The organism is Nocardioides sambongensis, assembly GCF_006494815.1.
Taxonomy (GTDB): domain Bacteria; phylum Actinomycetota; class Actinomycetes; order Propionibacteriales; family Nocardioidaceae; genus Nocardioides; species Nocardioides sambongensis.
This window is the reverse complement of the sequence record NZ_CP041091.1, coordinates 2,674,662-2,696,254: the sequence shown is the minus strand read 5'-3', so window position 1 is coordinate 2,696,254 and position 21,593 is coordinate 2,674,662. Positions and strand designations below refer to the sequence as shown.

23 protein-coding genes and 1 pseudogene are annotated in these 21,593 nt (G+C 73.5%); 15 read left to right on the top strand and 9 right to left on the bottom strand.

Annotated elements, in window-relative coordinates:
- The first annotated feature begins 2 nt into the window (after positions 1-2).
- The 5 genes from FIV43_RS12745 to FIV43_RS12730 all read left to right on the top strand — a co-directional run bounded on the left by FIV43_RS12745 (position 3) and on the right by FIV43_RS12730 (position 4,247).
- Entirely contained in the window at positions 3-275 is a 273-nt protein-coding gene (locus FIV43_RS12745) for a hypothetical protein (protein WP_141014436.1), read from the top strand.
- On the top strand, positions 272-655 hold the full coding sequence (locus tag FIV43_RS22470) for an ADP-ribosylglycohydrolase family protein (protein WP_231123208.1): 384 nt from the start codon (positions 272-274) through the stop codon (positions 653-655). Before FIV43_RS12745 ends, FIV43_RS22470 begins: the two co-directional genes overlap by 4 nt.
- Positions 655-1,752, top strand: coding sequence for an ADP-ribosylglycohydrolase family protein (locus FIV43_RS22465; protein WP_231123206.1), 1,098 nt, complete (start codon positions 655-657; stop codon positions 1,750-1,752). The genes FIV43_RS22470 and FIV43_RS22465 overlap by 1 nt, the downstream gene beginning before the upstream one ends.
- 67 nt (positions 1,753-1,819) lie before the next feature.
- Entirely contained in the window at positions 1,820-3,481 is a 1,662-nt protein-coding gene (locus FIV43_RS12735; RefSeq protein ID WP_141014435.1) for a nuclease-related domain-containing DEAD/DEAH box helicase, read from the top strand.
- Between the two features lie 112 nt (positions 3,482-3,593).
- Positions 3,594-4,247 (top strand): YitT family protein, encoded by a 654-nt coding sequence (locus FIV43_RS12730; protein ID WP_141014434.1) that lies wholly within the window; start codon positions 3,594-3,596, stop codon positions 4,245-4,247.
- Positions 4,248-4,262: 15 nt separating this feature from the next.
- Here the strand turns inward: FIV43_RS12730 and FIV43_RS12725 are convergent, their stop codons facing one another.
- Both FIV43_RS12725 and FIV43_RS12720 read right to left on the bottom strand, forming a co-directional pair.
- Complete coding sequence (locus FIV43_RS12725) at positions 4,263-5,204, bottom strand: quinone oxidoreductase family protein (RefSeq protein WP_141014433.1); 942 nt, start codon at positions 5,202-5,204, stop codon at positions 4,263-4,265.
- A 32-nt stretch (positions 5,205-5,236) separates the two neighbouring features.
- On the bottom strand, positions 5,237-6,232 hold the full coding sequence (locus FIV43_RS12720; RefSeq protein ID WP_141014432.1) for an LLM class flavin-dependent oxidoreductase: 996 nt from the start codon (positions 6,230-6,232) through the stop codon (positions 5,237-5,239).
- Between the two features lie 371 nt (positions 6,233-6,603).
- Here FIV43_RS12720 and FIV43_RS12715 point away from each other — a divergent pair, with 371 nt between their 5' ends.
- On the top strand, positions 6,604-8,163 hold the full coding sequence (locus FIV43_RS12715; RefSeq protein WP_141014431.1) for a DUF6801 domain-containing protein: 1,560 nt from the start codon (positions 6,604-6,606) through the stop codon (positions 8,161-8,163).
- A 71-nt stretch (positions 8,164-8,234) separates the two neighbouring features.
- On the opposite strand, the gene FIV43_RS12710 is transcribed toward FIV43_RS12715, so the two are convergent.
- On the bottom strand, positions 8,235-8,876 hold the full coding sequence (locus tag FIV43_RS12710) for a hypothetical protein (RefSeq protein WP_141014430.1): 642 nt from the start codon (positions 8,874-8,876) through the stop codon (positions 8,235-8,237).
- 62 nt (positions 8,877-8,938) lie between these two features.
- On the opposite strand from FIV43_RS12710, the gene FIV43_RS12705 reads away from it, so the two are divergent.
- Complete coding sequence (locus FIV43_RS12705; RefSeq protein WP_141014429.1) at positions 8,939-9,529, top strand: DNA-3-methyladenine glycosylase; 591 nt, start codon at positions 8,939-8,941, stop codon at positions 9,527-9,529.
- A 21-nt stretch (positions 9,530-9,550) separates the two neighbouring features.
- Here FIV43_RS12705 and FIV43_RS12700 read toward each other — a convergent pair whose 3' ends face one another.
- From FIV43_RS12700 to FIV43_RS12690, 3 genes are all read right to left on the bottom strand, one after another.
- Entirely contained in the window at positions 9,551-10,441 is an 891-nt protein-coding gene (locus FIV43_RS12700; protein WP_141014428.1) for an alpha/beta hydrolase fold domain-containing protein, read from the bottom strand.
- A 108-nt stretch (positions 10,442-10,549) separates the two neighbouring features.
- Positions 10,550-11,845 carry an MFS transporter gene (locus FIV43_RS12695; RefSeq protein WP_231123199.1) on the bottom strand — a complete coding sequence of 432 codons (1,296 nt, stop codon included), beginning with the start codon at positions 11,843-11,845 and terminating at the stop codon, positions 10,550-10,552.
- A gap of 163 nt (positions 11,846-12,008) precedes the next feature.
- Complete coding sequence (locus FIV43_RS12690) at positions 12,009-12,215, bottom strand: hypothetical protein (RefSeq protein ID WP_141014427.1); 207 nt, start codon at positions 12,213-12,215, stop codon at positions 12,009-12,011.
- On the opposite strand from FIV43_RS12690, the gene FIV43_RS12685 reads away from it, so the two are divergent.
- Genes FIV43_RS12685 through FIV43_RS12665 form a run of 5 tightly spaced genes read left to right on the top strand, consistent with a single transcriptional unit; the run spans position 12,208 to position 15,611 of the window.
- On the top strand, positions 12,208-12,774 hold the full coding sequence (locus FIV43_RS12685; protein ID WP_141014426.1) for a hypothetical protein: 567 nt from the start codon (positions 12,208-12,210) through the stop codon (positions 12,772-12,774). The two genes, FIV43_RS12690 and FIV43_RS12685, sit on opposite strands and share 8 nt — an antisense overlap.
- Positions 12,771-13,520 (top strand): hypothetical protein, encoded by a 750-nt coding sequence (locus tag FIV43_RS12680; protein WP_141014425.1) that lies wholly within the window; start codon positions 12,771-12,773, stop codon positions 13,518-13,520. Before FIV43_RS12685 ends, FIV43_RS12680 begins: the two co-directional genes overlap by 4 nt.
- Positions 13,521-13,579: 59 nt before the next feature.
- On the top strand, positions 13,580-14,362 hold the full coding sequence (locus FIV43_RS12675) for a hypothetical protein (protein WP_141014424.1): 783 nt from the start codon (positions 13,580-13,582) through the stop codon (positions 14,360-14,362).
- Positions 14,363-14,414: 52 nt separating this feature from the next.
- Positions 14,415-14,930 (top strand): gluconokinase, encoded by a 516-nt coding sequence (locus tag FIV43_RS12670; RefSeq protein ID WP_196780778.1) that lies wholly within the window; start codon positions 14,415-14,417, stop codon positions 14,928-14,930.
- Positions 14,931-14,963: 33 nt separating this feature from the next.
- Positions 14,964-15,611, top strand: coding sequence for a class I SAM-dependent methyltransferase (locus tag FIV43_RS12665; protein WP_141014423.1), 648 nt, complete (start codon positions 14,964-14,966; stop codon positions 15,609-15,611).
- A 37-nt stretch (positions 15,612-15,648) separates the two neighbouring features.
- Here the strand turns inward: FIV43_RS12665 and FIV43_RS12660 are convergent, their stop codons facing one another.
- Positions 15,649-16,233, bottom strand: a complete 585-nt coding sequence (locus FIV43_RS12660; protein WP_141014422.1) for a mismatch-specific DNA-glycosylase — start codon at positions 16,231-16,233, stop codon at positions 15,649-15,651.
- Positions 16,234-16,290: 57 nt separating this feature from the next.
- On the opposite strand from FIV43_RS12660, the gene FIV43_RS12655 reads away from it, so the two are divergent.
- Together FIV43_RS12655 and FIV43_RS12650 are read left to right on the top strand one after the other, a co-directional pair.
- Positions 16,291-16,920 (top strand): hypothetical protein, encoded by a 630-nt coding sequence (locus FIV43_RS12655; RefSeq protein WP_141014421.1) that lies wholly within the window; start codon positions 16,291-16,293, stop codon positions 16,918-16,920.
- A gap of 45 nt (positions 16,921-16,965) precedes the next feature.
- Entirely contained in the window at positions 16,966-18,162 is a 1,197-nt protein-coding gene (locus FIV43_RS12650; protein ID WP_141014420.1) for a site-specific DNA-methyltransferase, read from the top strand.
- Between the two features lie 6 nt (positions 18,163-18,168).
- On the opposite strand, the gene FIV43_RS23180 is transcribed toward FIV43_RS12650, so the two are convergent.
- Positions 18,169-19,245, bottom strand: coding sequence for a WS/DGAT domain-containing protein (locus FIV43_RS23180; protein ID WP_269204012.1), 1,077 nt, complete (start codon positions 19,243-19,245; stop codon positions 18,169-18,171).
- Positions 19,167-19,535, bottom strand: a pseudogene (locus FIV43_RS23175) (wax ester/triacylglycerol synthase domain-containing protein); the annotation flags it as partial. The pseudogene FIV43_RS23175 and the gene FIV43_RS23180, both read right to left, overlap by 79 nt.
- 419 nt (positions 19,536-19,954) lie before the next feature.
- Here FIV43_RS23175 and FIV43_RS12640 point away from each other — a divergent pair.
- Positions 19,955-21,580, top strand: a complete 1,626-nt coding sequence (locus FIV43_RS12640) for an FG-GAP repeat domain-containing protein (RefSeq protein ID WP_141014419.1) — start codon at positions 19,955-19,957, stop codon at positions 21,578-21,580.
- Positions 21,581-21,593 lie beyond the last annotated feature (13 nt).

Genomic DNA, 21,593 nt, shown 5'->3' with positions numbered 1-21,593 from the left:
TGATGACTCCCATCTCTCGCACCCTGCGTCGCTACCGCGACGGTGAGGTGACCCTCCAGCAGGCCGGCTCGATCATCCGGGACCTGATCGAGCCGGTTGACGCCGCCGGCCGTCCGACGGCGCGCACCACCCTGCTCCGGATGGCCGGCGCGCTTCCCGACCGCGACATCCAGGGCAGCTTCCTCGAGGTCGAGGCCGCCTACGTGAACCACCAGCTCACCCGCGACGAGTACGCCGCGATCCAACGGATCGTGGCCGGACAGGAGCTCGCATGAACCACCCGCGCACCCTCACCACCGCCCAGGTGGACCGTGCCGCCGGCGTCCTGCTGGCCACCGCCGCCGGAGACGCCCTCGGCGTTCCGTACGAGTTCTCCCGGCCGCCGGCGGTCGGCGAGCCCGCCGCGATGACCGGCGGGGGCCTCGGCGGATTCGCCCCCGGCGAGTGGAGCGACGACACCGCGATGGCGGTCGCCGTCGCCCGGGTCGCCGCCACCGGTGCCGACCTGGCCACCCCGGCGGCGCTCGACGAGATCGCCACCGGCTTCCTCGCCTGGTACGACGCCGGCCCGGCCGACATCGGCATCCAGACCTCCGCGGTGCTGGCCGCCACCCGCCGTCGCCTGGACGCGGGGAGCGGGGCGCCGGTCGGGTGATGACCGAGGAGGCGGCCGCCTACGCCCGGGTGCACCGGCACTCCGCCGGCAACGGCGCCCTGATGCGCACCGCCCCGGTGGCGCTCGCGCACCTCGACGACCGCGACCAGCTGGCGCGAGCCGCCCGCGCGGTCGCCTCGCTCACCCACGCGGACCCGCTCGCCGCCGACTCGTGCGTGCTCTGGTGCGAGGCGATCCGGGTCGCCGTGCTGCACGCCCGCACCGACGTGCGCGCCGGCCTCGACCTGATCCCCGCCGAGCGCCGGGAGCGCTGGCGCACCTGGCTCGACGAGGCGACCGAGCCGACCGCGCTCGCCCGCCCGGTGCCCGGCGACCGGTTCACGCCGAACGGGTTCACCGTGACCGCCCTCCAGGCCGCGACGGCCGCCATCGAGGGCACCCCGATCCCGGTCGAGGAGCCGTGCCGGCGGCTCCAGGACGCGCTGCACAACGCGGTCCGGATCGGCAACGACACCGACACGGTCGCCGCGATCGCCGGCGGGTTGCTCGGTGCCCGCTGGGGAGCGAGCGCGGTGCCGTGGCACTGGCGGCGCGCGGTGCACGGGTGGCCCGGCAGTGACGCCGTCGACCTGGTCGCGCTGGCCACCCTCGCCGTTCGCGGCGGTCGCACAGACGGCACCGGCTGGCCGGCCGCCGGAGCGGTCGACTACCCGGAGGAGTGGGCGGGCGTCGTACCGCACCCGTTCGATCGCGGCGTGCTGCTCGGCTCGGCGGCCAGCCGCGACCACGGGGCCGACGCGGTCGTCTCCCTGTGCCGGGTGGGCCGCGAGCAGCCCTGCTTCGACGGAGCCGCCGAGGTGGTGCACGCGCGACTGATGGACAGCGACCGCCCGGAGGACAACCCGCACCTGCGCTTCGTACTGGCCGACGCGGCGGAGGCGGTGCGTGCCCTGCGGGCCGAGGGCAAGCGGGTGCTGGTGCACTGTGTCGCCGCGCAGCAGCGGACACCGAGCGTCGCCGTGGCCTACGCGGTGCTGCTGGGGGTGGAGCCGGAGGCGGCCCGCGCCGCGGTCCGCGCAGCGCTCCCGCAGGCGCGTGGCCGGGGTCTCGTCTGGGAGGCGGCCGACCTTCGGTGAACGGCCACCTTCCGTCGGGCCCCTGGCCTACCTTGGCCCGGTCCCCGTTCCCGTCGAGGAGGCGACCATGCCCCGCCTGATCCCTGAAGCGCCCAGTTTCGCCGCGGCCTCCGAGCAGGACGTGTGGGAGATCCTGCGCGACCAGCTCGGCCCCGACGACGTGCTGATGACCAACGTGCGCCTCACCACCTCCGACCGGGACCACGAGGCCGACCTGGTGGTGCTGATGCCCGACTACGGCGTCCTGGTGCTCGAGATCAAGGGCGGTTCGGTCTGGCACGACGACGGCTGGTGGCAGTCCGACGCCAGCCAGCGACGCCGGATCGACCCGGTCCAGCAGGCCCTCGACAGTAAGTACGCCCTCCGCTCCTTCGTCGAGCACCGAGCGGGCTGGGGAAGCCGGGGCCGGATCGCCTGGTCGCACGGCGTGGTGGTGCCGTACTCGTCGTTCCCCGCCGACGACGCGCTGCCCGAGCTTCCCCGGTTCGCCCTGCACGACCGGGACGACCTCGCCCACCTGGCGACCCGGGTCCGGCAGAACGCGCACGGCCTCGACCAGCAGCACCGGGTGCCGACCCTCGACGACATCGAGGCGGTGGTCCACTGCCTCGCCGGACGGTCGGTGCGCGGCTATCGGGATCCCAACGCGGAGTCGGCGGAGCGCGCCGCGGAGGCGGACCGGTTGACCGAGCAGCAGTCACTGATCCTGCAGGTCACCCGGCTGTTGCGCCGGGTGGAGGTGCGCGGGGGCGCCGGCAGCGGCAAGACCGTCCTCGCCCTGCAGAAGGCCAAGGAGCTGCAGCGCGGACGCGGCGACACCCCGCCGCAGCGGGTCGCGCTGCTCTGCTACTCGCTCGGCCTGGCCGAGCACTTCAAGCGGGAGGTGGCCGGGTGGAAGCGCCGTGAGCGGCCGTCGTTCGTCGGCACCTGGGAGGAGCTCGGCCGCAGCTGGGGTGCGCCCGAGGGCACCCGGGAGGACAGCGCCTTCTGGGAGGAGCGGCTGCCCGCGATCATGACCGAGCTCGCCGGCGAGCTGCCGGACGGCAAGAGGTTCGACGCGATCGTGATCGACGAGGCGCAGGACTTCGCGGACTCGTGGTGGCGTCCGCTGCTGCGGTCACTGCGCTCGGAGGAGCGCGGCGGGATCTATGTGTTCGCGGACGAGAACCAGCGGGTCTTCTCCCGGTTCGGACGCCCACCGGTGGAGCTGGTGCCGCTGGTCCTCGACCACTGTCTGCGCAACACCAAGCAGGTCTTCGAGGCGTTCGGGCCGATGACCCCGAGCCGGATGTACGCCCGCGGTGGCGAGGGCCCCGAGGTCCGGTTCGTTCCGGCCACCGCCGACCAGGCCCTGGCGAAGGCGGACGACGAGGTCGACCGCCTCCTCGACGAGGGCTGGGACCCCGGACGCGTCGCGTTGATCACCACCGGCCACCGCCACCCGGTGCAGGTGGAGGTCACCGAGCGCCACGGCCAGGAGGCCTACTGGCAGCGGTACTTCGACGACGAGGACGTCTTCTACGGACACGTGCTCGGCTGCAAGGGCCTGGAGCGCGCCGCAGTGGTGCTCTGCCTCAACGAGGACGGCTCCCGCGACCGCGCCCGGGAGCGCCTCTACGTCGGCATGTCCCGCGCCACGGACCAGCTGGTGGTGGTGGGCGACCCCGAGTTCGTGGTGCGCGCGGGTGGTCCCGAGGTCGCCAAGCGGCTCGGCATCGCCGCCACCTGAGGGGCATCGGCCGCCGTCGGCCGGAGTGGGCCGACATCCGATCGGCCCGTGGCCCGAATCACGCCGCCGCCACCTCCGCGAAGGCTCGCGTCGTCCCGGATCATGGACCCCGATGAGGACCACGGGACGTTCGGCGACCGCGGTGCGGGCCGAGGAGTCCGCTCCGCCGGCCGGGCCACCCCACTCCCTGGTCGACGACGCCTTCGCGGTGGCCTGCGGCACCATCGTCGTCTCGCTCGGGCTGTTCCTGCTCCGGGAGGCCGAGCTGGTCACCGGCGGCACCGCCGGCCTCGCGCTGCTGGTCTCCTACGCGGTCGATGTGCCGTTCGGCGTGCTGTTCGCGGTGATCAACCTCCCGTTCTTCGTCCTCGCGCTGCGGCGCAAGGGGTGGCGCTTCACGCTGCGCAGCCTGATCTCGGTCGGACTGGTCTCCGCGCTCTCCGAGGTGCACCCGCGGATGGTCGATCTCTCCGGCGTCGACCCGCTCTACGCGGCGGTCGTCGGCAACCTGATCGTCGGCCTCGGCCTGCTGATCCTGTTCCGCCACGGCTCGAGCGTGGGCGGCTTCAACATCGTGGCGCTGATCGCCCAGGAGCAGCTCGGCTGGCGCGCCGGCAACGTGCAGATGTCCCTGGACCTGCTGGTCGTGCTCGGCGCACTGCTGGTCGCCGGCCCGGTCGTGGTCGCCTTCTCCGCGCTCGGCGCCGCCCTGCTCAACCTGGTGCTCACGCTCAACCACCGCCCGGGGCGCTACCTCGGCATCTGAGCCGGTTGTCCAAGCTCAGCCGAAGTCGAGGACGAGCCGTCCGCGCACTCCGCCGTCCGCCAGCCGCTGGTGGGCCTCGTCGGCCCGCTCCGCCGGGAGGACCTCCGCCACCCGCAGCGACAGCACCCCGGCCTCGGCCTGCTCCCGCAGCCGGTCCAGTAGGTCGCGGCGCTCGGCGACCTCGGCCACCAGCACCGGGTGGAACCGCAGGCCGCGACGCCCGTCGCCCTTCCAGAACCGCACGGTGGCGACGGCGCCGCCGTCCCGGACCGCCGGGAGGACCGCCTCGTCCTGCACCGCTCCGTCGGCCAGACCGTGGACGCCGTCGGGGTACAACGCCCGGATCCGGTCGGCGACGTCGTCTCCGCGGCGCACCACGTGGTCGGCCCCCAGCGAGCGGACCAGCTCCTCGTCCCGCTCCGCGGCGTCGGCCACGACGATCAGCCCGTCGGCCTTGGCCAGCTCGATCACATAGCCGCCGAAGGCGCCGGCCGCGCCGGTCACCGCCAGCACCTCGCCCGGCGCCAGGCCCATCGAGTCCAGGGCCAGCCGCGCGGTCAGGCCGTTCATCGGCAGGGTCGCCGCCTCGGCGTGCGTGGTGTCCGCGGGTGCCCGTACCACCGATCCGGACGGCAGCACGACGTCCTCGCGGTAGGCGCCGTGCTGACCTCGCGGCACCACCACCGCCATCACCCGCTCTCCCGCGACCAGGTCGGTCCCGGCGTCCGGTCCGACCTCGGCCAGCACGCCCGCCACGTCCATCCCGGGCACGTCGGCGACGTCCCGGGGCACTCCGGCGCGGTTGCGGGAGCCATTGACGACGTAGGTGTCCGTCGGGTTCACGGCCGCGGCGTGCACCCGCACCCGGACCTGACCCGGGCCGAGCGGCTCCTGCGGCAGGTCGACCTCCCGCAGCGCCTCGGGTCCTCCGTACTCGGTCACTCCGATTGCTCGCATGCCCCCTTGTCTACGGGGTCGGATCCAGCCGTTCAGCGCGGGGTGCCGTTGACGGCCGGGAGCACCGTCTCGGAGATCAGCCTCAGGCTCTCCCAGGACGGCTCGGCCGGCAGGCCGCCGCAGGCCGGGTGGCTGGTGATCAGCCTGATCTCGCCGGACCGGCACCGCTGGACCACCTCCTCGGCGGTCGCGACCAGGTAGGTCCCGGCCGCGCGCATCTCCTCGACCGTCCGCGAGGTGTCGACCACGTACGACGCCGCCTCGCCGTGCCACTCCTGGTAGGCCAGCGCATCGGCCAGCAGGTGGGCGCCGTACCGCTCCCAGAAGGCGTCGGGGTCGTCGGCGCAGAAAACGTAGGCGGGGCCGCTGCTCGGCGCCCGGAGCACCAGTCCCGGCTCGCGTCCGGCGGCGCGGCAGGCCGACTGGTAGGTCTCCTTCAGCGCCGGGTCGCCGTGCTGCGGCTGGAAGTTCAGCCCGAGCCGGGCCGCACGCCGGGCGGCCGCCGCGGAGCCGCCGCCGTAGAGGAGGAAGGGGTGCGGCTGGGAGTACGGCGTCGGCAGCACGCGCACCCGGCGACCCTCGTGCTCGAACTCCTCGCCGGTCCAGGCGCGCAGCAGGGTCGCGATGCGGTCCTCGACGTCCCTGCCCCGGCTCGACCAGTCGCGCCCGTACATCGCGTACTCCTCGGGCCGGTAGCCCAGTCCGAACGTGTAGCCCACGCGGCCGCCGCTGAGGTGGTCGAGCACCGCGATGTCCTCGGCGAGGCGGAGCGGCTCGTAGAAGTTGACCAGCAGGGCCGAGACGGTGATCGGGATCCGCGAGGTCGCGGCCACCATGGCGCCGGCGACCACCAGGGGGCTCGGCAGGTAGCCGTCGTCGGAGGCGTGGTGCTCGCTCAGCATCAACGCGTCGTGGCCGTGCCGGTCGACGTACGTGGCCTGCTGCAGGGCGCGCGCGTAGATCTCCTGACGCTGTGCGGGCGTGGCGCCGGGCGCGCGGAAGTCGTAGCGGACGGCGGTGTGGACCATGGCGCCAACAGTAGAACCTGTTGCAGTCGGGCTCTTGTCCCGCGACACCCTGTCGCGTGCATTAGCGCAGAACGGGCGAAAATGGAACCTGTTCTCTTTTTCGCGAATGTGATTCCCTCAGCGCGGAGGGTCCGGTCGGCGCGGGAGGGTGCCGGTCCGGACGACAGGGAGGGCTGGCGTGTGCGGCCACGTCTGCACAGGTCGACGCGGTGCGAGCCGGGGAGACCGTCGTACGGATGTCGGGAGGTCCCGCGCCCGTGCGAACGGGCCGCGCACGGCAGGTCCCCCTGATCCCGGGACGCGCATCGGGCGCTTCCCGCTCCGGCCGACGCCTGCTCGGCCGGGAAACACAGGGGAGGGGAACCCGCACCATGGCACTTGTCCACCGCAGAGCCCGTACGGCGCTCGGCGCGCTCGGGGCCGTCCTGCTCGGCAGCCTCGGCGCGGTGACCGCCGCGACGCCGGCCACCGCAGCGTCCGGCGAGCTCGGCTACACCTGCCGCATCGACGCGCTCGACTTCGGCTACCGGATCAGCATGGACACCGACGCGCCCGCCGAGCTGGCCGCCGGTGCGAGCGCGAAGCCCAAGGTCACCGCGAGCATCACCATGCCCACGGTGGTGGCGGACTGGATCCGCTTCCGCGGTGCCCAGACCGTCACCGGCACCGCGAGCGCCAGCTTCGTGGTGGGCGGCGTCGCCCGCGACGTCGAGCTGCGCGTGGGCGAGGCCAGCACCGGCTGGGGCAAGGACACCGGCAAGCCGCTGACCGTCACCGCCACCGGCAACCTCGGTGACGTCTCCGGCCCCGTCGCGGGTGGGTCGGTCACCATCGTGGCGGACGCCATCGCCTCCATCGAGCTCGACCTGGCCGGCGCCCTCGGGCCGCTGCCGATCGACCTCGGCTCGCACACCGCGAAGCGGTGCTCGGTCGACGGCGGGCAGGCCGCCGCCCGCACCATCGACGTGATCGAGATCGGCGAAGGGTCGACCAGTCCGACCAATCCCGACCCGACCCCGGTCGACCTCGACTACGACTGCCAGGTGCCGGTGCTCGGCGCGAAGACCTTCGGTGCCACCTTCCACGTGAAGGCACCCGGACAGGTCGCGCCCGGCACGACCGTCGACCCGGCGCTCGACGTCGCCCTCAGCGTGCCGCGCAACCTGGTCGACACGATGCAGCAGTTCTACGGGACCAAGGCGATGGGCGGCCGGATCGTCGCCGACCTGACGGTCGCCGGCGAGGCGCGCCGGACCACCGTCCAGATTCCGACCTCCGCGGTGCCCTCGACCGGTGACATGAGCCTGGCCGGCACCGGTCGGATCGGCCCGATCACCGCCGGCGCGGACGGCGAGGAGATCGTGGTGAGCGCCGGTCAGGAGGCGGTCACCATGAACCTCTACAAGAACGCCGACGGGTCCGGCACGCCGGACGCCTTCGAGCTGACCTGCTCGCTGAGCAGCGGCCAGGACGCCACCCTCGCCACCATCAAGGTCTCCGACGGCACCGACCCGACGGACCCGACCGACCCGACCGACCCGACCGACCCGACCGACCCGACCGACCCGACCGACCCGACCGAGCCGACCGACCCGACCGAGCTCACCGGCACCACGACCACGGCGTCGACCCTGGTCCGGCGCAACGGGACGGTCGTCCTGCGCGGCGTGGTCGCCGCGGACGCGGGAGGATCGGACCGGGTGGCCGGGAGGGTGGAGTTCACTCTGCAACGGGTGGGGCAGCAGCGCGCGATCTTCTCGACGGTGCGCAGCCTCCCCTCCGGTGGCGCGGTCGTGGTCCAGCTCCCCGAGCGCCGGGCGAAGAAGATGCTGCGGCCGGGGCACCGCTATGCGCTCGTCGTGCAGTACCGCGGATCCGAGGCGTTCGAGGCGTCGAAGAAGGCGGTGCGGTTCCGCATCCCGCGGCGCTGACCTCGTGCGGCCGGTCGCACCGCCAGGGTGTGGCCGGCCCACGCCGGCTCGGCCCTACGCGCAGGGCAGAGTCAGCCGCAGTTGTCGCAGATGCCGGTCGCGGGGAGCGCCATGAAGCAGGTCGGGCAGACCGGGGTCACCGGCTCCGGCTTGGCGGCCGGCTTGGGCTTGGCCGCCTTCGGTGCCGCTGCGCGCCGGGGCCGGTTGGTCTCGGCAGGCACCGTGGTCTGCACCACCGGGGGTGCCTCGACCACCGGCGGCACCCATCCCGGGGGCGCCGCGTCGGTGATGCCGAACCCGCCCAGCACCTCACGGGCCGCGTCGGTCGGACGGTGCTTGGGCCGGGTGACGATGTCGAAGGCGGAGGCAGCGCCCTCGAGGAAGGTCTGCGCGTCGGGCCGCAGCTGGGCCGGCAGCTGGCGGTGCCGCCACCGCTGGGGCGCCTCTCCGCGCTGGGTGATGCAGACCAGCTCGGGCCTGTTCCACGCCACCAGGGTCCAGTCGTTGCGGTGGCTGACCGCCCAGATCGCCACCGGTCGAGCCGCGTCCGCGGCCGCCTGCAGCGCGATGCGCTCGGTGTTGGAGAACCGGCCCTCCACCCGGAGCACGCCGGGGAGGGGCTGCTCCACGACGTACTCGGCATCGGTGAGGCTCTCGATGAGCCGGGCGAGCGGGTCGGCGGCCGCGTCGGGCTGCTCGGTGTGGCTGTCCATCGGTGCCGACGGTATCCGCACCGGGTGACCGACACGCCGTCCGGGTCGGCGAGAATCGCCACATGCGCTCCGAACCGACCACCGTCGACGTCGTGGAGGCGGCCCGCTCCCTGCTCGGCCGCCACCTCGCCGGCCACGGGGTGACGGTGCGGATCACCGAGGTGGAGGCCTACGGCGGCCAGTCGGACCCCGCTTCGCACGCCTACACCCGCACCGCACGCTCGGAGATCATGTACGGGCCGCCGTGGCGGCTCTACGTCTACCGCTCCTACGGGATCCACCACTGCGCCAACGTGGTGACCGGACCGACCGAGCAGGGAGCGGCGGTGCTGGTCCGCTCCGGCGAGGTGATCGAGGGCCACGCACGCGCCCGAGCCCGGCGGGGCGGGGTGCCCGAGGCGCGGCTGGCCCGCGGCCCCGGCAACCTGGCTCAGGCGCTCGGGATCAGCCTGGCCGACAAGGGCACCGACCTGCTCGATCCGGCCGCGGCGGTGCACCTGGGGGAGCCGGCGACATCGCCGCCCCGGATCGCGGCCGGTCCGCGCGTCGGCGTCTCGAAGGCCGCCGACGTCCCGTGGCGCTTCTGGATCACCGACGACCCGACCGTCTCCGCCTACCGGCGCAGCCCGCGCGCCCCCGCCGCACCCCGTTGACCCCGGAGCCGGACCGCGCGCTCAGGCGGCGAGTGCGCGTCGTACGTGTGCGATCAACTCCGTGCGCGCCCGCTTGCCCTCGGGGGCGGGGAGCAGGGGGAAGACGTGCAACGCACCCGGACCCTGGTGGTAGTAGACCGTGCCGACCTCGGCCAGCGCGTCGCGCAGCAGCTGGCAGTCGGGCAGGCAGATGTCGCGTTCCCCGATCCACAGGTCGACCGGCGGCAGCCCCTCGAACGACCCGAACAACGGGCTGACCGACGGGTCGTCCAGCGGCGTTCCGTCGGCCCAGGAGCGGGCCACCTCGGGCAGCGCGGCCCTCGCCAGCCACGGGTCGTCGTCCTCCATCGCGTCGACCTCGGGGTTGGACAGGGTCAGGTCCAGCCACGGTGCGATCAGGGTGGCGCCCTGCAGGCCGGTGACGCCCCGCGCCACCGCCTGCTGGGCCGCGACCAGCGCGAGGTTCCCGCCCGCCGAGTCGCCCATCAGGTACGACGCCCGCCGGTCGGCCTCGACCCGGTCGACCAGTGTCGCGAGCAGGGAGCGGGCCTCGGCGGCGTGGTGGTCGGGGGCCAGTCCGTAGAGCGGCACCTGCACGGTCACGTCGAGCTCGCGGGCGACCTGCGCGACGAGCTGCCAGTGCTGTGGGGCGATCGCCTTGCAGAAGGAGCCGCCGTGCACGTAGATCAGCGTCGGGAGGTCGAAGTCCTCCAGGCCCTCGCGGGTGACCGAGTGCACCGGGAAGCCCTGGACCTCCTCCTGGCGCACGGTCAGCCCGCGCATCGTGCGCGGCGCCGGGTCGGGCCGTCGTTTCGGCATGGCCAACATCCGACTGCCGCCGGCGGGGTCGGTGAACGTCCGCTTGCTGGTGGCCCGCATGTAGAGCCCGACCGCCTGCATCTGCAGCGACATCGGCGCCTCCTCGTCTCGCTGTCCGTGGAGCCTGCCATGAATCGGTTCAACCCTGTCAGCCGGCGCCCGTGCACCGCCGGCGCCAGCCCACCACGGCGTGCTGCGACGTCAGGCGATCATCGTGCTGCCGCCCTCCACCACCGCGCGCGGCAGCAGGCGACGTACCCGCCGCCGGTAGCGCCAGATCTGCGCCGCGCCCAGTGCCCAGAGGACGTACTGCACGGACATCGCGGCGTGGAACGCGGCCGGGGTGTAGGCGCTGGAGCCGCTGGGGGTCATCGCGTCCAGCACGATGCCGATGCCGAGGACCGCGACCAGTGCGGCGATGAAGCCGCCCTGGTTGATGATCCCGCTGGCGCTGGCCAGGCGTTCGGGCGGGTTCGAGGTGCGGGCGACGTCGAACCCGATCATCGAGACCGGCCCCGCCGACCCGCACACCACCATGAGCAGGGCGAGCAGCCACAGCGGTGCCGTGCCGGGCCAGGCCAGGACGGCGGTCCAGGTGAGGGCGGTGACGGCGACCGCGATCAGCGCGGTGGTCGAGCGGTGCCACGGGTGCCGGCCGACCAGCCAGCCCAACAGCGGACCCGACGACACGGTCGCCACCACGATCAGGCTGAGCAGCAGTCCGGCGGTGGTGGCCGAGACGCCCTCGCTGACCACCAGGAACGGGAAGCCCCACAGCAGGGCGAGCACGTGGCCGCTGAACGGGGTCGCGAAGTGGACCCAGAAACCGAGTCGGGTCCCGGGCTGGGACCACGAGGCGCGCAGGCTGCCGACGAGCACCCGTCGCGACATCGGCTGGCCGGTGAGGTGCCGCTGCACCGGGCTGTCGTCGACGAACAGCAGGAGCAGCGCGAGCAGGACCGGTCCGATCGCGGCGGCCACCAGGTAGGCCCCGCTCCAGCCGAGCTCGCGCAGCGCCCAGGTCATCGGCACCGCCGCGGCGATCGCGCCGATCTGACCGGTGCTGCCGGTCAGCTGCACCACCAGCGGGATGCGACGTGGCGCGAACCAGCTGCTGACCAGGCGCAGCACGCAGATGAAGGTCATCGCGTCGCCCATCCCGACGAAGAGCCGCGCGGTCAGCGCCTCGGGGTAGGAGGAGGCGAGCGCGAACCAGGCCTGCGCGAGGCTGACCACGGTGACGCCCACGGTCAGCACGGAGCGCGCTCCGAACCGGTCGACCAGCAGCCCGACCGGGATCTGCATCCCCGCGTAGACCAGCAGCTGGAGCATCGTGAAGGAGCTCAGCTGGCTCGCGGTCAGCCCGAACCGCTCGGTGGCCTCCAGGCCGGCCACCGCGAGGCTGGTGCGGTGGAAGACCGCCAGCACGTAGATCGCCAGGGCGATGCCCCACACCAGCCACGCGCGACGCGGGGTGGTGGCGGGCGGCTGGTTCACGAACGGAGCCTACGGCGCCCGCCGGCCGCGGATCCGCGCGCGACCGTCAGGCGGTCGGGGCCGGCCGGCCCGCGTTCCGTACGATTCCGGCCATGACGGGCAGGTCGCCGGACCGGGACGGGAACGGGCGGTACGGAGGCGACGGCGCGCAGGAGTGGCGCCGCTACCGCCGGCCGGGCGACCCCCGGGACGAGGACGGCAACGAGATCGCCGCGCCGGGCGGGTCCGCGCGGGAGTCGAAGGTCCACCAGTACTCGGCCAGGGCGAAGCCCCGACCGAGCAGCACGTCGGGCAGCACGTCGGGCAGCACGTCGGGCAGCAGGTCGAACAGGTCCGCCGCGAAGAAGTCGGACCGGAGCGGGGTGATCACCGCCCTGGTGGTGGCCACCGTGATCGGCGTACCGGTCACCATCGGGGTGGTCGGGGCGGCCACCAGCGGCGGTGACTCCGACTCCAGTTCGGGTTCGGGCTTCGGCGACCTGGACACCGAGTTCCTCGACGACGGCCTGATCACCACGGCGATCGAGGAGGCCGAGTCGTCCGCCGCCGCGGTCAAGGGGGCGACGCCGGTGGAGCTGAGCGTCGACGAGTACGGGCTGACCATCACCTACTACGACCCGAACCGCGACCAGGTGCGCACCTTCGAGAAGGACGCGTACGACCCGGCCGGCTACCAGGTCCAGGTCGAGGACAACTACTTCGAGGACTATCGACCGCGCCCGCTGCCGCTGGAGGACCTGGACCCTGCCGTCTTCGTCGAGGTCGGCGAGGGCGCCATCGAGGAGAGCGAGGAGCCCTACAGCTATCAGGTCAGTGCGAAGGCCGACCTCGACTCCGGTGAGCTGCGGATCCGTGCGGACGTCTCCGACGGCGGCGGGGACGACGTCGTGGAGGTCACCGACGCCGACGGCGACGTCGTGGAGCGGTGAGCGCCCCGACACCACGCTGGTCGCGGTACCGACCCGACCGGCGGCGTCGTGACGAGGCGGGCAGGTACGTCGACCGGGCCGACGCCACGGACCCGGACGCCACCCCCGCTGCCGGCGCCCGGGACGCCCTTCCCGCCGAGTCGGGACTCAGCGTGTCGACGATCCTGTTCGGCGCGGTCTTCGTGGTGGCGTTGGTGGTCGGCGTCCTCGGCGGCGCCGTCCTGCTCACCGCCGACGACTCCGACGGTCCGGACCTGGCTCCCACGACCAGTGCGCCGCCCGCCCCGGCACCGCCTCCCGAGCCGCTCGACCCCGACGAGCTCACCACGACCCTCACCGAGTTCGCGGCCGCTCCCGAAGTGCGGGGCCTCTCCGTGGCCGAGGTCCACCTCTCGCCCGACCGGACCACGGTCGACTTCTACGACCCCCGGGCGGACCGGACGGTCGAGCTGTCGGCGAACTCCTACGAGCCGGGCTACACCGTCCGCGTCCGGGAGCCCTCACCCCGCCCGGCGCGGGAGGAGCTGTTCGATCTCGACCTCCTCCGGCCCTCCGTGCTGGTGACGGTCTCGGCGCAGGGGCTGGAACGCGCCACCGACCCGCGCTGGTACGGCGTGATCGTGGTCCACGACCCCGTGGCCGAGCAGGTGCAGATCTCCGACGTGGTCAGCCAGGCCGACGACACCAGCCTGGTCCTCCGCGCCGACCTCGACGGCAAGATCGTCGACGAGGCGATCGTCGACTGAGCACGTGGACCCGGGGCTGATTCCAGGCTGAGCCGCCACGGCTTTGTACGATGCGGGCCGTGGCGAACGACTCCGGCGGCAGCGGCTCCCCGACCTGGCGGCGATACCGCCGACCCGGCGACCCGCGCGACGAGGAGGGCCAGACGTCGGGGGCGAAGCCCTCTCCCAAGGCCGCCGGCGGGTCCGCGAGCACGAAGTCCCCGAGCACGAAGTCCCCGAGCACGAAGAGCGGGGCAGCGGCGAAGCCGCGCTCGGACGCCAGGTCCGGGTCCTCGGGCAGGCGCCGCGGTGCCTACCTGGGTGGGGGAGCGGTGCTGCTGACCCTGGCCGTGATCGGCATCGCCGCGGCCGTCGACGGCGACGGGGACGGCGGCTCCGACGAGCCCGAGATCGACACGACCTTCCTCCAGGCCGACACGCTGACGAGCGTGATCGAGGAAGCCGAGGAGGCACACACCGACATCCAGGGCAGCCCGATCTCGGTGCGGATCGGCGAGAGCAGCGTCGACGTCGAGTACTACGACCGGACCAGCGACGAGCTGTGGACCTACAGCAGCACCGACTACCTGGACGGCTACACGATCCGGGTGCGCCGCGACGCCGACGCCGCCCGGTTCGGCCGCCCGCGCCCGATCGACCTCGACGCCATCGACACCGCGGCGCTGGAGACCGTTGCCGAGCGGCTGGTCGAGGACGCCGACGATCCCGACTACTACACCGTCACCATCGAGGCCGACGACGAGACCGGCGAGATCACCTACGACATGACGGTCAGCTCCGGTGACGACTACCTGCGGGTGACCACCGACGTCGACGGAGACGTGATCTCCGAGGACGAGTAGCGCAGCCACCCCGGTCGTGCAGGTCGCGGCCCCGACCCGCCCGGAGGTCTCCATGTCCGAGCAGCACCCGCTCCTGGTCGTGATGGGCGTCTCCGGGTCGGGCAAGTCGACCGTCGGAGCCGCCCTCGCGCAGCGTCTCTGCGTCCCGTTCACCGACGCCGACGACCTCCACCCCGCCGCCAACATCGCCAAGATGAGTGCCGGTACCCCGCTCGACGACGAGGACCGCAGGCCCTGGCTCGCCGCGGTCGGCCGGTGGCTGGCCGGCCACACCGCCACCGGTGGCGTGGTGAGCTGCTCCGCGCTCAAGCGCTCCTACCGCGACCAGCTCCGCGACCACGCCCGGAAGGCGATCTTCGTCCACCTCGACGGCAGCCGGGAGGTGATCGCCCGGCGGCAGGCCGACCGCCCCGGCCACTTCATGCCGGCTGGACTGCTCGACTCCCAGTTCGCGGCGCTCGAGCCGCTCGGGGACGACGAGCGCGGCGTCGTACTGGACGTCGCCCGGAGCGTGGAGGAACTCGTCGACGAGGTGCTCGCCCAGCGCGACGCGGGCCGCTCCGGCTGACCGCGGTCGTTCGCGGGTGCCATCATCGGTGCCATGGCTGGCGACCGGCACGATCACGGCACCCGCCGGCAGCGGTTCTTCGCGCGCTGGTACCCCTCGTCCGGGCAGCGGTTCGAGGACGCGGGACAGTCCGCGTTGCGCGAGCGGCACCTGGCGCGGGCCCGCGGACGCACCCTGGACCTCGGCACCGGCAACGGATTCTCGGTGCCGCACCACCCGACCACCGTCACCGACCTGGTGATGCTCGAGCCCAACCCGCGGCTGCGCGCGGACCTGCAGCGGGTGACCTCCCGGATCCGGGCGCCGCGGTGGGAGATCGTGGACGGTGACGCGGCGGCGCTGCCGTTCGCCGACGCGACCTTCGACACCGTCGCCGCCTCGCTGCTCTTCTGCTCGCTGCCAGCCCCGGAGGTGGCGCTCGCCGAGGCGCACCGGGTGCTGCGGCCGGGCGGCGAGCTCCTCTTCCACGAGCACGTGCGCGGCACCGGCGTCCACCGCGTCCTGCACGAGGTGATCACCCCCGTGCAGCGGCTGGTCGCCGACGGCTGTCACCCGAACCGGGACTTCCTGGGCCTGTTGGAGCGCTCGTCGTTCCGGCTGGTCGACGTCGAACGGCTGCCGATGCCCGGCACCCCGACCGGACTGGTGCCGCTGGTGGTCGGGGCGGCCGCACGCGACTGAGCGCCGCGTCTCGTCCGCGGGGAACGTGGCGCCGGCGTCAGAGCAGGCCGGCGGCGCTCCCGACCTCGGCGTAGGCGCGGGCCAGCGAGGCGACCGTCTCGTGGGCGTTCAGCCCGCTCGGATTCGGCACCACCCACAGCTCGGAGCCGCCCAGCGGCTCGGGCTGGCGCCCCGGCGTCGCCGTACGCCGCCCGAACGCGGTGCGGTACGCCGTGATCCCGGCGACCGCGACCACGCCGGGCCGCTCCCGCTCCACCAGCGCGGTGAGCGCGGCGCCGCCGGCGCGCAGCTCCTCGGCGTCCAGCTCGGAGGCCTTCGCGGTGGCCCGGTGCACGATGTTGGTGATCCCGATGCCGCGTTCGCGCAGCAGGTCCCGCTGTGCGTCGTCCATCCCGTCGGCGGGATCGATCGGGGTGGTGATCACGCCGCCGGCCAGCAGGGCCGGGTAGAAACGGTTGCCCGGGTGCGCGAAGTGGGTGCCGGTCGCCGCCGTCCACAGTCCCGGGTTGATCCCGACGAAGAGCAGCCGCAGCCGCTGGCCGGGTCGGTTCGGCAGGAGGTCGGGGACCGCCACGTCGCGGAAGGACTCCAGCTCGGCCCGGGAGAAGGTACGGCGTGCCACCCGGCCACCCTGCCGCACGCCGGGGAACCGCGGCCGCGCGGGTAGCGTCGAAGGGGCATGCCACGAGGAGAGCGGGAGCAGCGGCGGCAGCGACGGCACGGCATCCGGCCCGGCGGTCGCGCCGGAGTCCGACGCGCCCTCGCCGCCACCCTCACCGCCACCGCCCTGGGGACGGCCGGAGCCGTCCTGGCCGCGTGCGGTGCGGAGCAGGACCCCGACCCGCGGGACGCCGGCAGCGGGACACCGACCGACCACGACGGACCGGTCGAGCACCGGCTGGTCGAGGTGGTCACCGTGACCGGGGCCGGCGGGAAGGTCAGCACCAGCCCGACGCCGCTGCCCGACTCGCCGTCGCTGCTGCGCTACGCGGCGCTGCTGCGGGGCGGCGACCCGTCCGGTGACGCCGGGGACGTGCTTGCCGACGAGGTCACCGCCGTGGTCGAGGGGGCGACCGTCGCCGAGGGCGACGTACTCGCCGCCGCGGTGGTGCGGGTCGGGTGCGGCACCCCGACGGAGGTCGTCGTCGAGCGGGTGGACGGTCGTCTCGAGGTGTCCGCCGAGCCGGCGCCCGACGCCGCGGTGTGCGAGGCCCCGGAGACCTCCGTCGCGGTGGTCGAGGTGCCCGCCGGGCTGCTGCCCGTCGAGCCCGGTGCCACCCGGAGCATCGAGCCTCCCGACCCGGACTGACGCAAGCGCCGTCCGCCGCGGCCCCGCGTCGGCGAGGATGGGGCCGTGCCGGCACCGTGGAACACCTTCGTCGAAGGCGACAACCTCGAGGTGCTGCGCCTCCTCCCGGAGGGCTCGTTCGACCTGATCTACATCGACCCGCCCTACAACACCGGCAACGAGTTCGCCTACCGCGACGACTTCCGCGGCGACCGCGGCACCGGCCGGTCCGGGCGGCACGCGGCCTGGACCGCGATGATGCGTCCGCGGCTGGAGCAGGCGCACCGAGTCCTCGACCGGCGCGGGGCGCTGGCGATCAGCATCGACGACAACGAGGTCGCCCACCTCCGCCTGCTGCTCGACGAGATCTTCGGCGAGACCAACCTGCTCGGCCAGGTCGTGGTCAACCTCAACCCCAAGGGCCGCCAGCTCGGCCGTGGCTTCGCCACCTCGCACGAGTACCTGCTGGTCTACGCCCGCGAGCTGCGCGACTGCGTGCTCGACGCGTCCTCCCGCACCACCGTGCGGGAGGCGGACTTCCCGCTGGCCGCGCCCGACGGCCGGCGCTATCGTCGGCTGCCGCTGCGCAACACCAACAAGAAGTTCAACCCGTTGACCGCGCCCACCCTGCACTTCCCGGTCTGGGGCGACCCCGTCTCCGGTCGGGTCGCCACCGCGCCGTTCGACGGTGCGAGCCGGATCGAGCCCGTCTTCGGCGACGGGCGGCCGGCGGTGTGGCGCTGGTCGGCGCCACGGATCGAGGAGCGCCCCGACGACCTCGAGTGCCGCCTGGTGCGCGGCACCCGCGGTGAGCGGGTCGACGTCTACCAGCGCGACTGGCTGCACCCGCCGCACGGCCACCGCCGCAAGAAGCTCAGCACGATCTGGCTGGCCGAGGAGGTCGGGTCGACCGACACCGCGGTCGCGGAGCTGAAGGCGATCCTGGGTCCGGTCTTCGAGTCGCCGAAGCCGACCGGACTGCTGCGCCGGCTGCTGGAGACGATGCCCGACGATGCCCGGGTGCTGGACTTCTTCGCCGGCAGCGGCACCACCGGTCACGCGGTGGCGCTGGCGAACGCGGCCGACGGCGGTCGTCGTACCTGCGTGTCGGTCAACTCCGCGGAGCCCACCCGGACAGGCAGCAACGCGGCACGAGCCGGCTACGCGGACGTCGCCGCGATCACCCGCGCTCGACTGCGGGCGGTCGCCGAGGGCGTCGGTGGCGGGTTCGCCGAGCTCCCCTCCGACGCTCCGTCGGCCTGATCGGCGTCAGTCGATCCCCGCCGCCACCTCCAGCGCGGTCACCTCCTCGTCGAGGAAGGTCAGCAGCCGCTGCAGGCTCGGCACCGTACGCCGGCAGCCGGTCAGCCCGAAGCCCATCTTGCCGTCATAGCTGGTGCAGGTGATGTTCAGCGCCATGCCGTGGATCGGGATCGAGAGGGGGTAGTTCCCGACCAGCTTGGCCCGGTTCCAGTAGTGCGTGGTGCTCGGCCCCGGCACGTTCGAAATGACCAGGTTGAACGGCGGCCGCACGATCCCCTCGAGCTGCAGCATCGGCACCACGATCGAGGGCGCCATGCCGATCGCGCTCATCGCCAGGATCTGGGTCGGGGTCATCGAGGAGAGGGCCTCCTTGCCGTCGCGCATCGACCGGCTGATCGTGGTCAGCCGGTCGGCCGGGTCCGCACGGTCGGTGGCCAGCCGGACCATCACCGACCCGAGCGCGTTGCCGCCCTCCGCGGAGGCGTGGCCGGCCTGCTTGGCCTTCAGGCCGACCGGCACCATCGCGACCATCGAGGTGTCGGGCAGGGCGTCCAGCTCGCCCAGATAGGTGCGCATCGCTCCGCTGCACATCGCCAGCACCACGTCGTTGATGGTGGTGCCGGTCGCGCTGCCGATCGCGCGCAGACGCTCGACCGGCCAGTCCTGCGCTGCGAAGCGGCGGGCACCGGTGATCCGCTGGTTCAAGATGGTGCGAGGCGCGGCCAGGGAGACCGCCGAGGTCTCGTTGCGCAGTCCCTTGTTGAGGGTGCGGGCGAGCGCGAGCGGCATCCCCGCGGCCTCGGCGCTGATGCCCAGCGCCGTGCGCCACGCATCGCCGGGGAGGTCGGCGAGGGTGCGGGCGACGGCCGCCGTCGCCGGGCCGGGGTCTCGGCAGGGGTGCTGGGCGGGAGCAGCCCGGCGCCCTCGGCGAACGGTGCCGGCATGCCGGTGCGGTCGGGGTCGGTGGTCAGCACGCTGGCCAGGAGCCGCATCGCCGAGACGCCGTCGACCAGGCCGTGATGGATCTTCGTGTAGAGCGCGACCCTGCCGTCGGCAAGACCCTCGATCACGTGCATCTCCCACAGCGGCCGGTCCCAGGCCAGCCGGGTGGAGTGCAGCCGCCCGCACAGCTCCAGCAGCTCCCGGATCCGGCCCGGGTGCGGCAGCGCGCTGTGCCGGACGTGGTGCTCGATGTCGAACTGCTCGTCCTCCCGCCAGACCAGTGCGCCGCCGGTCCGCAGCGAGCGGTGCGGGTGGCGCAGGAAGAGCGGCGCGATCGCCGGGGTCTCGTGCATCGTCGAGAAGATCTCGCGGGTGTAGTCGGGGCCGGCGTCGGCCGGGTTCTCGTAGAGCTGCAGTCCACCGACGTGCATCGGCTGGCTGCGATTCTCGGCCAGCAGGAAGCCGGTGGCGGTCGGATCGACGGGGCGGATCGCAGGCACGGAGACCACGGCGACGCCTTTCGGAGCTCGAGGGCGGGGAGGCGATCCTCCCGCGCCGTGACGACGGTCACAAGCGGTCCGTCCTCCCGGTCCAGGCTGTGCAGCGACGGTGTGGTCGGCCGCCACCGCGGATAAGGTTTCCGCGGAGCGATTTCTGGTGATGGGTCTCCCCGTGCTTGCTTCGCGGCGGGCGGGACCTCGGCACCCGCGAGTCGTTGGAGCGGCGCCGGCCCTCGGCCCCGGATCGCGGGCGGATCGGCCTCCGTGCAGGACTGGAAAGGAAACGACGTGAACAACAACTACTCCACGCCTCCCGGGTGGTATCCCGACGGTGAGGGCTGGGAGCGTCGTTGGGACGGGGCGGCCTGGACCGACGACCGTCGGCGTACCTCGCAGCAGCCGCCGTCCGGTCCTGCCGCCAGCGGCCAGCGCCCCGGCGCCTGGCCCCAGACTCCCTCTCCCCAGGCCCCTTCGCCCTACGGCCCGCCGAGCGCCGGGTCCACCCCCGCTCCCGGTGCACCCGCCGGCCCCCGCCGGGCGCGGCACCCGGCGGCCCGCCCCCGAGCGGCTACCCGCCGGGCGGGTTCGGGCCGAGCGGGCAGCAGCCCGCCGGCGGCTACGGCCAGATCCCCGGCCCGCCGACCGGGTTCCCGGGCGCCCAGCCCGCACCCGGCGGCTACCAGCAGGGTCCCGGCGGACCCGGCTATCCGGGAGGCCCGGGCGGCTACGGCGCCCCGCCCAAGAAGAGCAAGCTCTGGCTCTGGCTGGTGCTGGCCGTGGTCCTGGTGCTGATCGTCGGTGGCGGCGTCACGCTCGCGGTGACCCAGCCGTGGTCCGGGGACGACACCTCGGCCGGCTCGGGTGACGGCGACGGAGCAGGCGAGGGTGACGGCGACGACGGCGGTGACGACGGCGGCGACGAGGGACCGGGCGCGGTGGTGACCGGCGACCTCGACGGCGACGGCCTCGGTGACGTCCTCGCGAACGTCCAGCTCGACTACGACCGCGTCCAGGTCGTCGAGGGCATCAGCGACGGGGAGACCTTCGCGACCAACGAGTACGTCGGCAACCCCGACACCGACCAGGACAGCACGCTCTACGTCGACTGGAACAACGACGGAGCGCTGGAGGAGCTGAGCTACGACTACTCGGCGGGCACCAACAGCTTCGCGCTGCGCTCCAGCGACGGCCTGCCCGGCTCGAAGGGCGTGAAGATCCCGTTCCGCTCGCTCTCGGAGTACGGCGACTACATGGACCCGGTCGTGGAGAGCGGTGACTTCGACGGCGACGGCAACGCCGACGTGGTGGTCTTCGGCCAGCAGGACAAGGTCGTCGAGTCCTACGTGATGCTCGGTGCCGGCGACGGCACCTTCTCCGCACCGACGCTGTGGGCGACGGTGCCGAACGCGCTGATCGACGAGCTCATGGTGTGGCCCGGTGACTTCGACGGCGACGGGGACGACGACCTGATGGTGCACACCGTCGCGGAGAAGCTGAAGCCCAAGGACTACCGCGAGGCGTACGTCAGCGACATCGACATGGGCTTCACCCAGCTGACCTCGGGCGGCGACACCTTCGAGACCGGCGGGGTCACCCCCTCGGAGCGCTACCCGGGCTCCAACCCGCTGCTCGTCGCCGACCTCGGCGGGGAGAAGGACGTGGTCCTCGAGCTCGAGCTGGACTACTCCGGCGGGCTCGCGATCGGCGTGATGGAGTTCCTGGAGGGCCGGTTCGTGGACGACGCGGCCAGCTCCAGCACCGTGCAGATCGGCGAGGCGACCCTCTCGGCGGCGGCCCTCAGCGATGTGGACGGTGACGGCGACGACGACCTGATCTACGTCTACAAGCCCTTCGAGGGCAAGCGGTTCAGCGACATGACGGTCTCGCTGTCCGACGAGGGCACGTTCGGCGAGGGCGCGGCCTGGGGTTCGCTGCCGCGGTGCCCCGACGACTACTGCGACCTCTACCTGTTCTGAGCGCCGACCGGCG

What these genes read in the sequence shown, in the direction of transcription:
- FIV43_RS12700 (WP_141014428.1), bottom strand. Translation starts at nt 10,441, where the DNA reads ATGTCGCTGCAGATGCAGGCGGTCGGGCTCTACATGCGGGCCACCAGC.
- FIV43_RS12710 (WP_141014430.1), bottom strand. Translation starts at nt 8,876, where the DNA reads ATGGACAGCCACACCGAGCAGCCCGACGCGGCCGCCGACCCGCTCGCC.
- FIV43_RS12665 (WP_141014423.1), top strand. Translation starts at nt 14,964, where the DNA reads ATGGCTGGCGACCGGCACGATCACGGCACCCGCCGGCAGCGGTTCTTC.
- FIV43_RS22465 (WP_231123206.1), top strand. Translation starts at nt 655, where the DNA reads ATGACCGAGGAGGCGGCCGCCTACGCCCGGGTGCACCGGCACTCCGCC.
- FIV43_RS12705 (WP_141014429.1), top strand. Translation starts at nt 8,939, where the DNA reads ATGCGCTCCGAACCGACCACCGTCGACGTCGTGGAGGCGGCCCGCTCC.
- FIV43_RS22470 (WP_231123208.1), top strand. Translation starts at nt 272, where the DNA reads ATGAACCACCCGCGCACCCTCACCACCGCCCAGGTGGACCGTGCCGCC.
- FIV43_RS12720 (WP_141014432.1), bottom strand. Translation starts at nt 6,232, where the DNA reads ATGGTCCACACCGCCGTCCGCTACGACTTCCGCGCGCCCGGCGCCACG.
- FIV43_RS12715 (WP_141014431.1), top strand. Translation starts at nt 6,604, where the DNA reads ATGGCACTTGTCCACCGCAGAGCCCGTACGGCGCTCGGCGCGCTCGGG.
- FIV43_RS12670 (WP_196780778.1), top strand. Translation starts at nt 14,415, where the DNA reads ATGTCCGAGCAGCACCCGCTCCTGGTCGTGATGGGCGTCTCCGGGTCG.
- FIV43_RS12725 (WP_141014433.1), bottom strand. Translation starts at nt 5,204, where the DNA reads ATGCGAGCAATCGGAGTGACCGAGTACGGAGGACCCGAGGCGCTGCGG.
- FIV43_RS12735 (WP_141014435.1), top strand. Translation starts at nt 1,820, where the DNA reads ATGCCCCGCCTGATCCCTGAAGCGCCCAGTTTCGCCGCGGCCTCCGAG.
- FIV43_RS12655 (WP_141014421.1), top strand. Translation starts at nt 16,291, where the DNA reads ATGCCACGAGGAGAGCGGGAGCAGCGGCGGCAGCGACGGCACGGCATC.
- FIV43_RS12745 (WP_141014436.1), top strand. Translation starts at nt 3, where the DNA reads ATGACTCCCATCTCTCGCACCCTGCGTCGCTACCGCGACGGTGAGGTG.
- FIV43_RS12730 (WP_141014434.1), top strand. Translation starts at nt 3,594, where the DNA reads ATGAGGACCACGGGACGTTCGGCGACCGCGGTGCGGGCCGAGGAGTCC.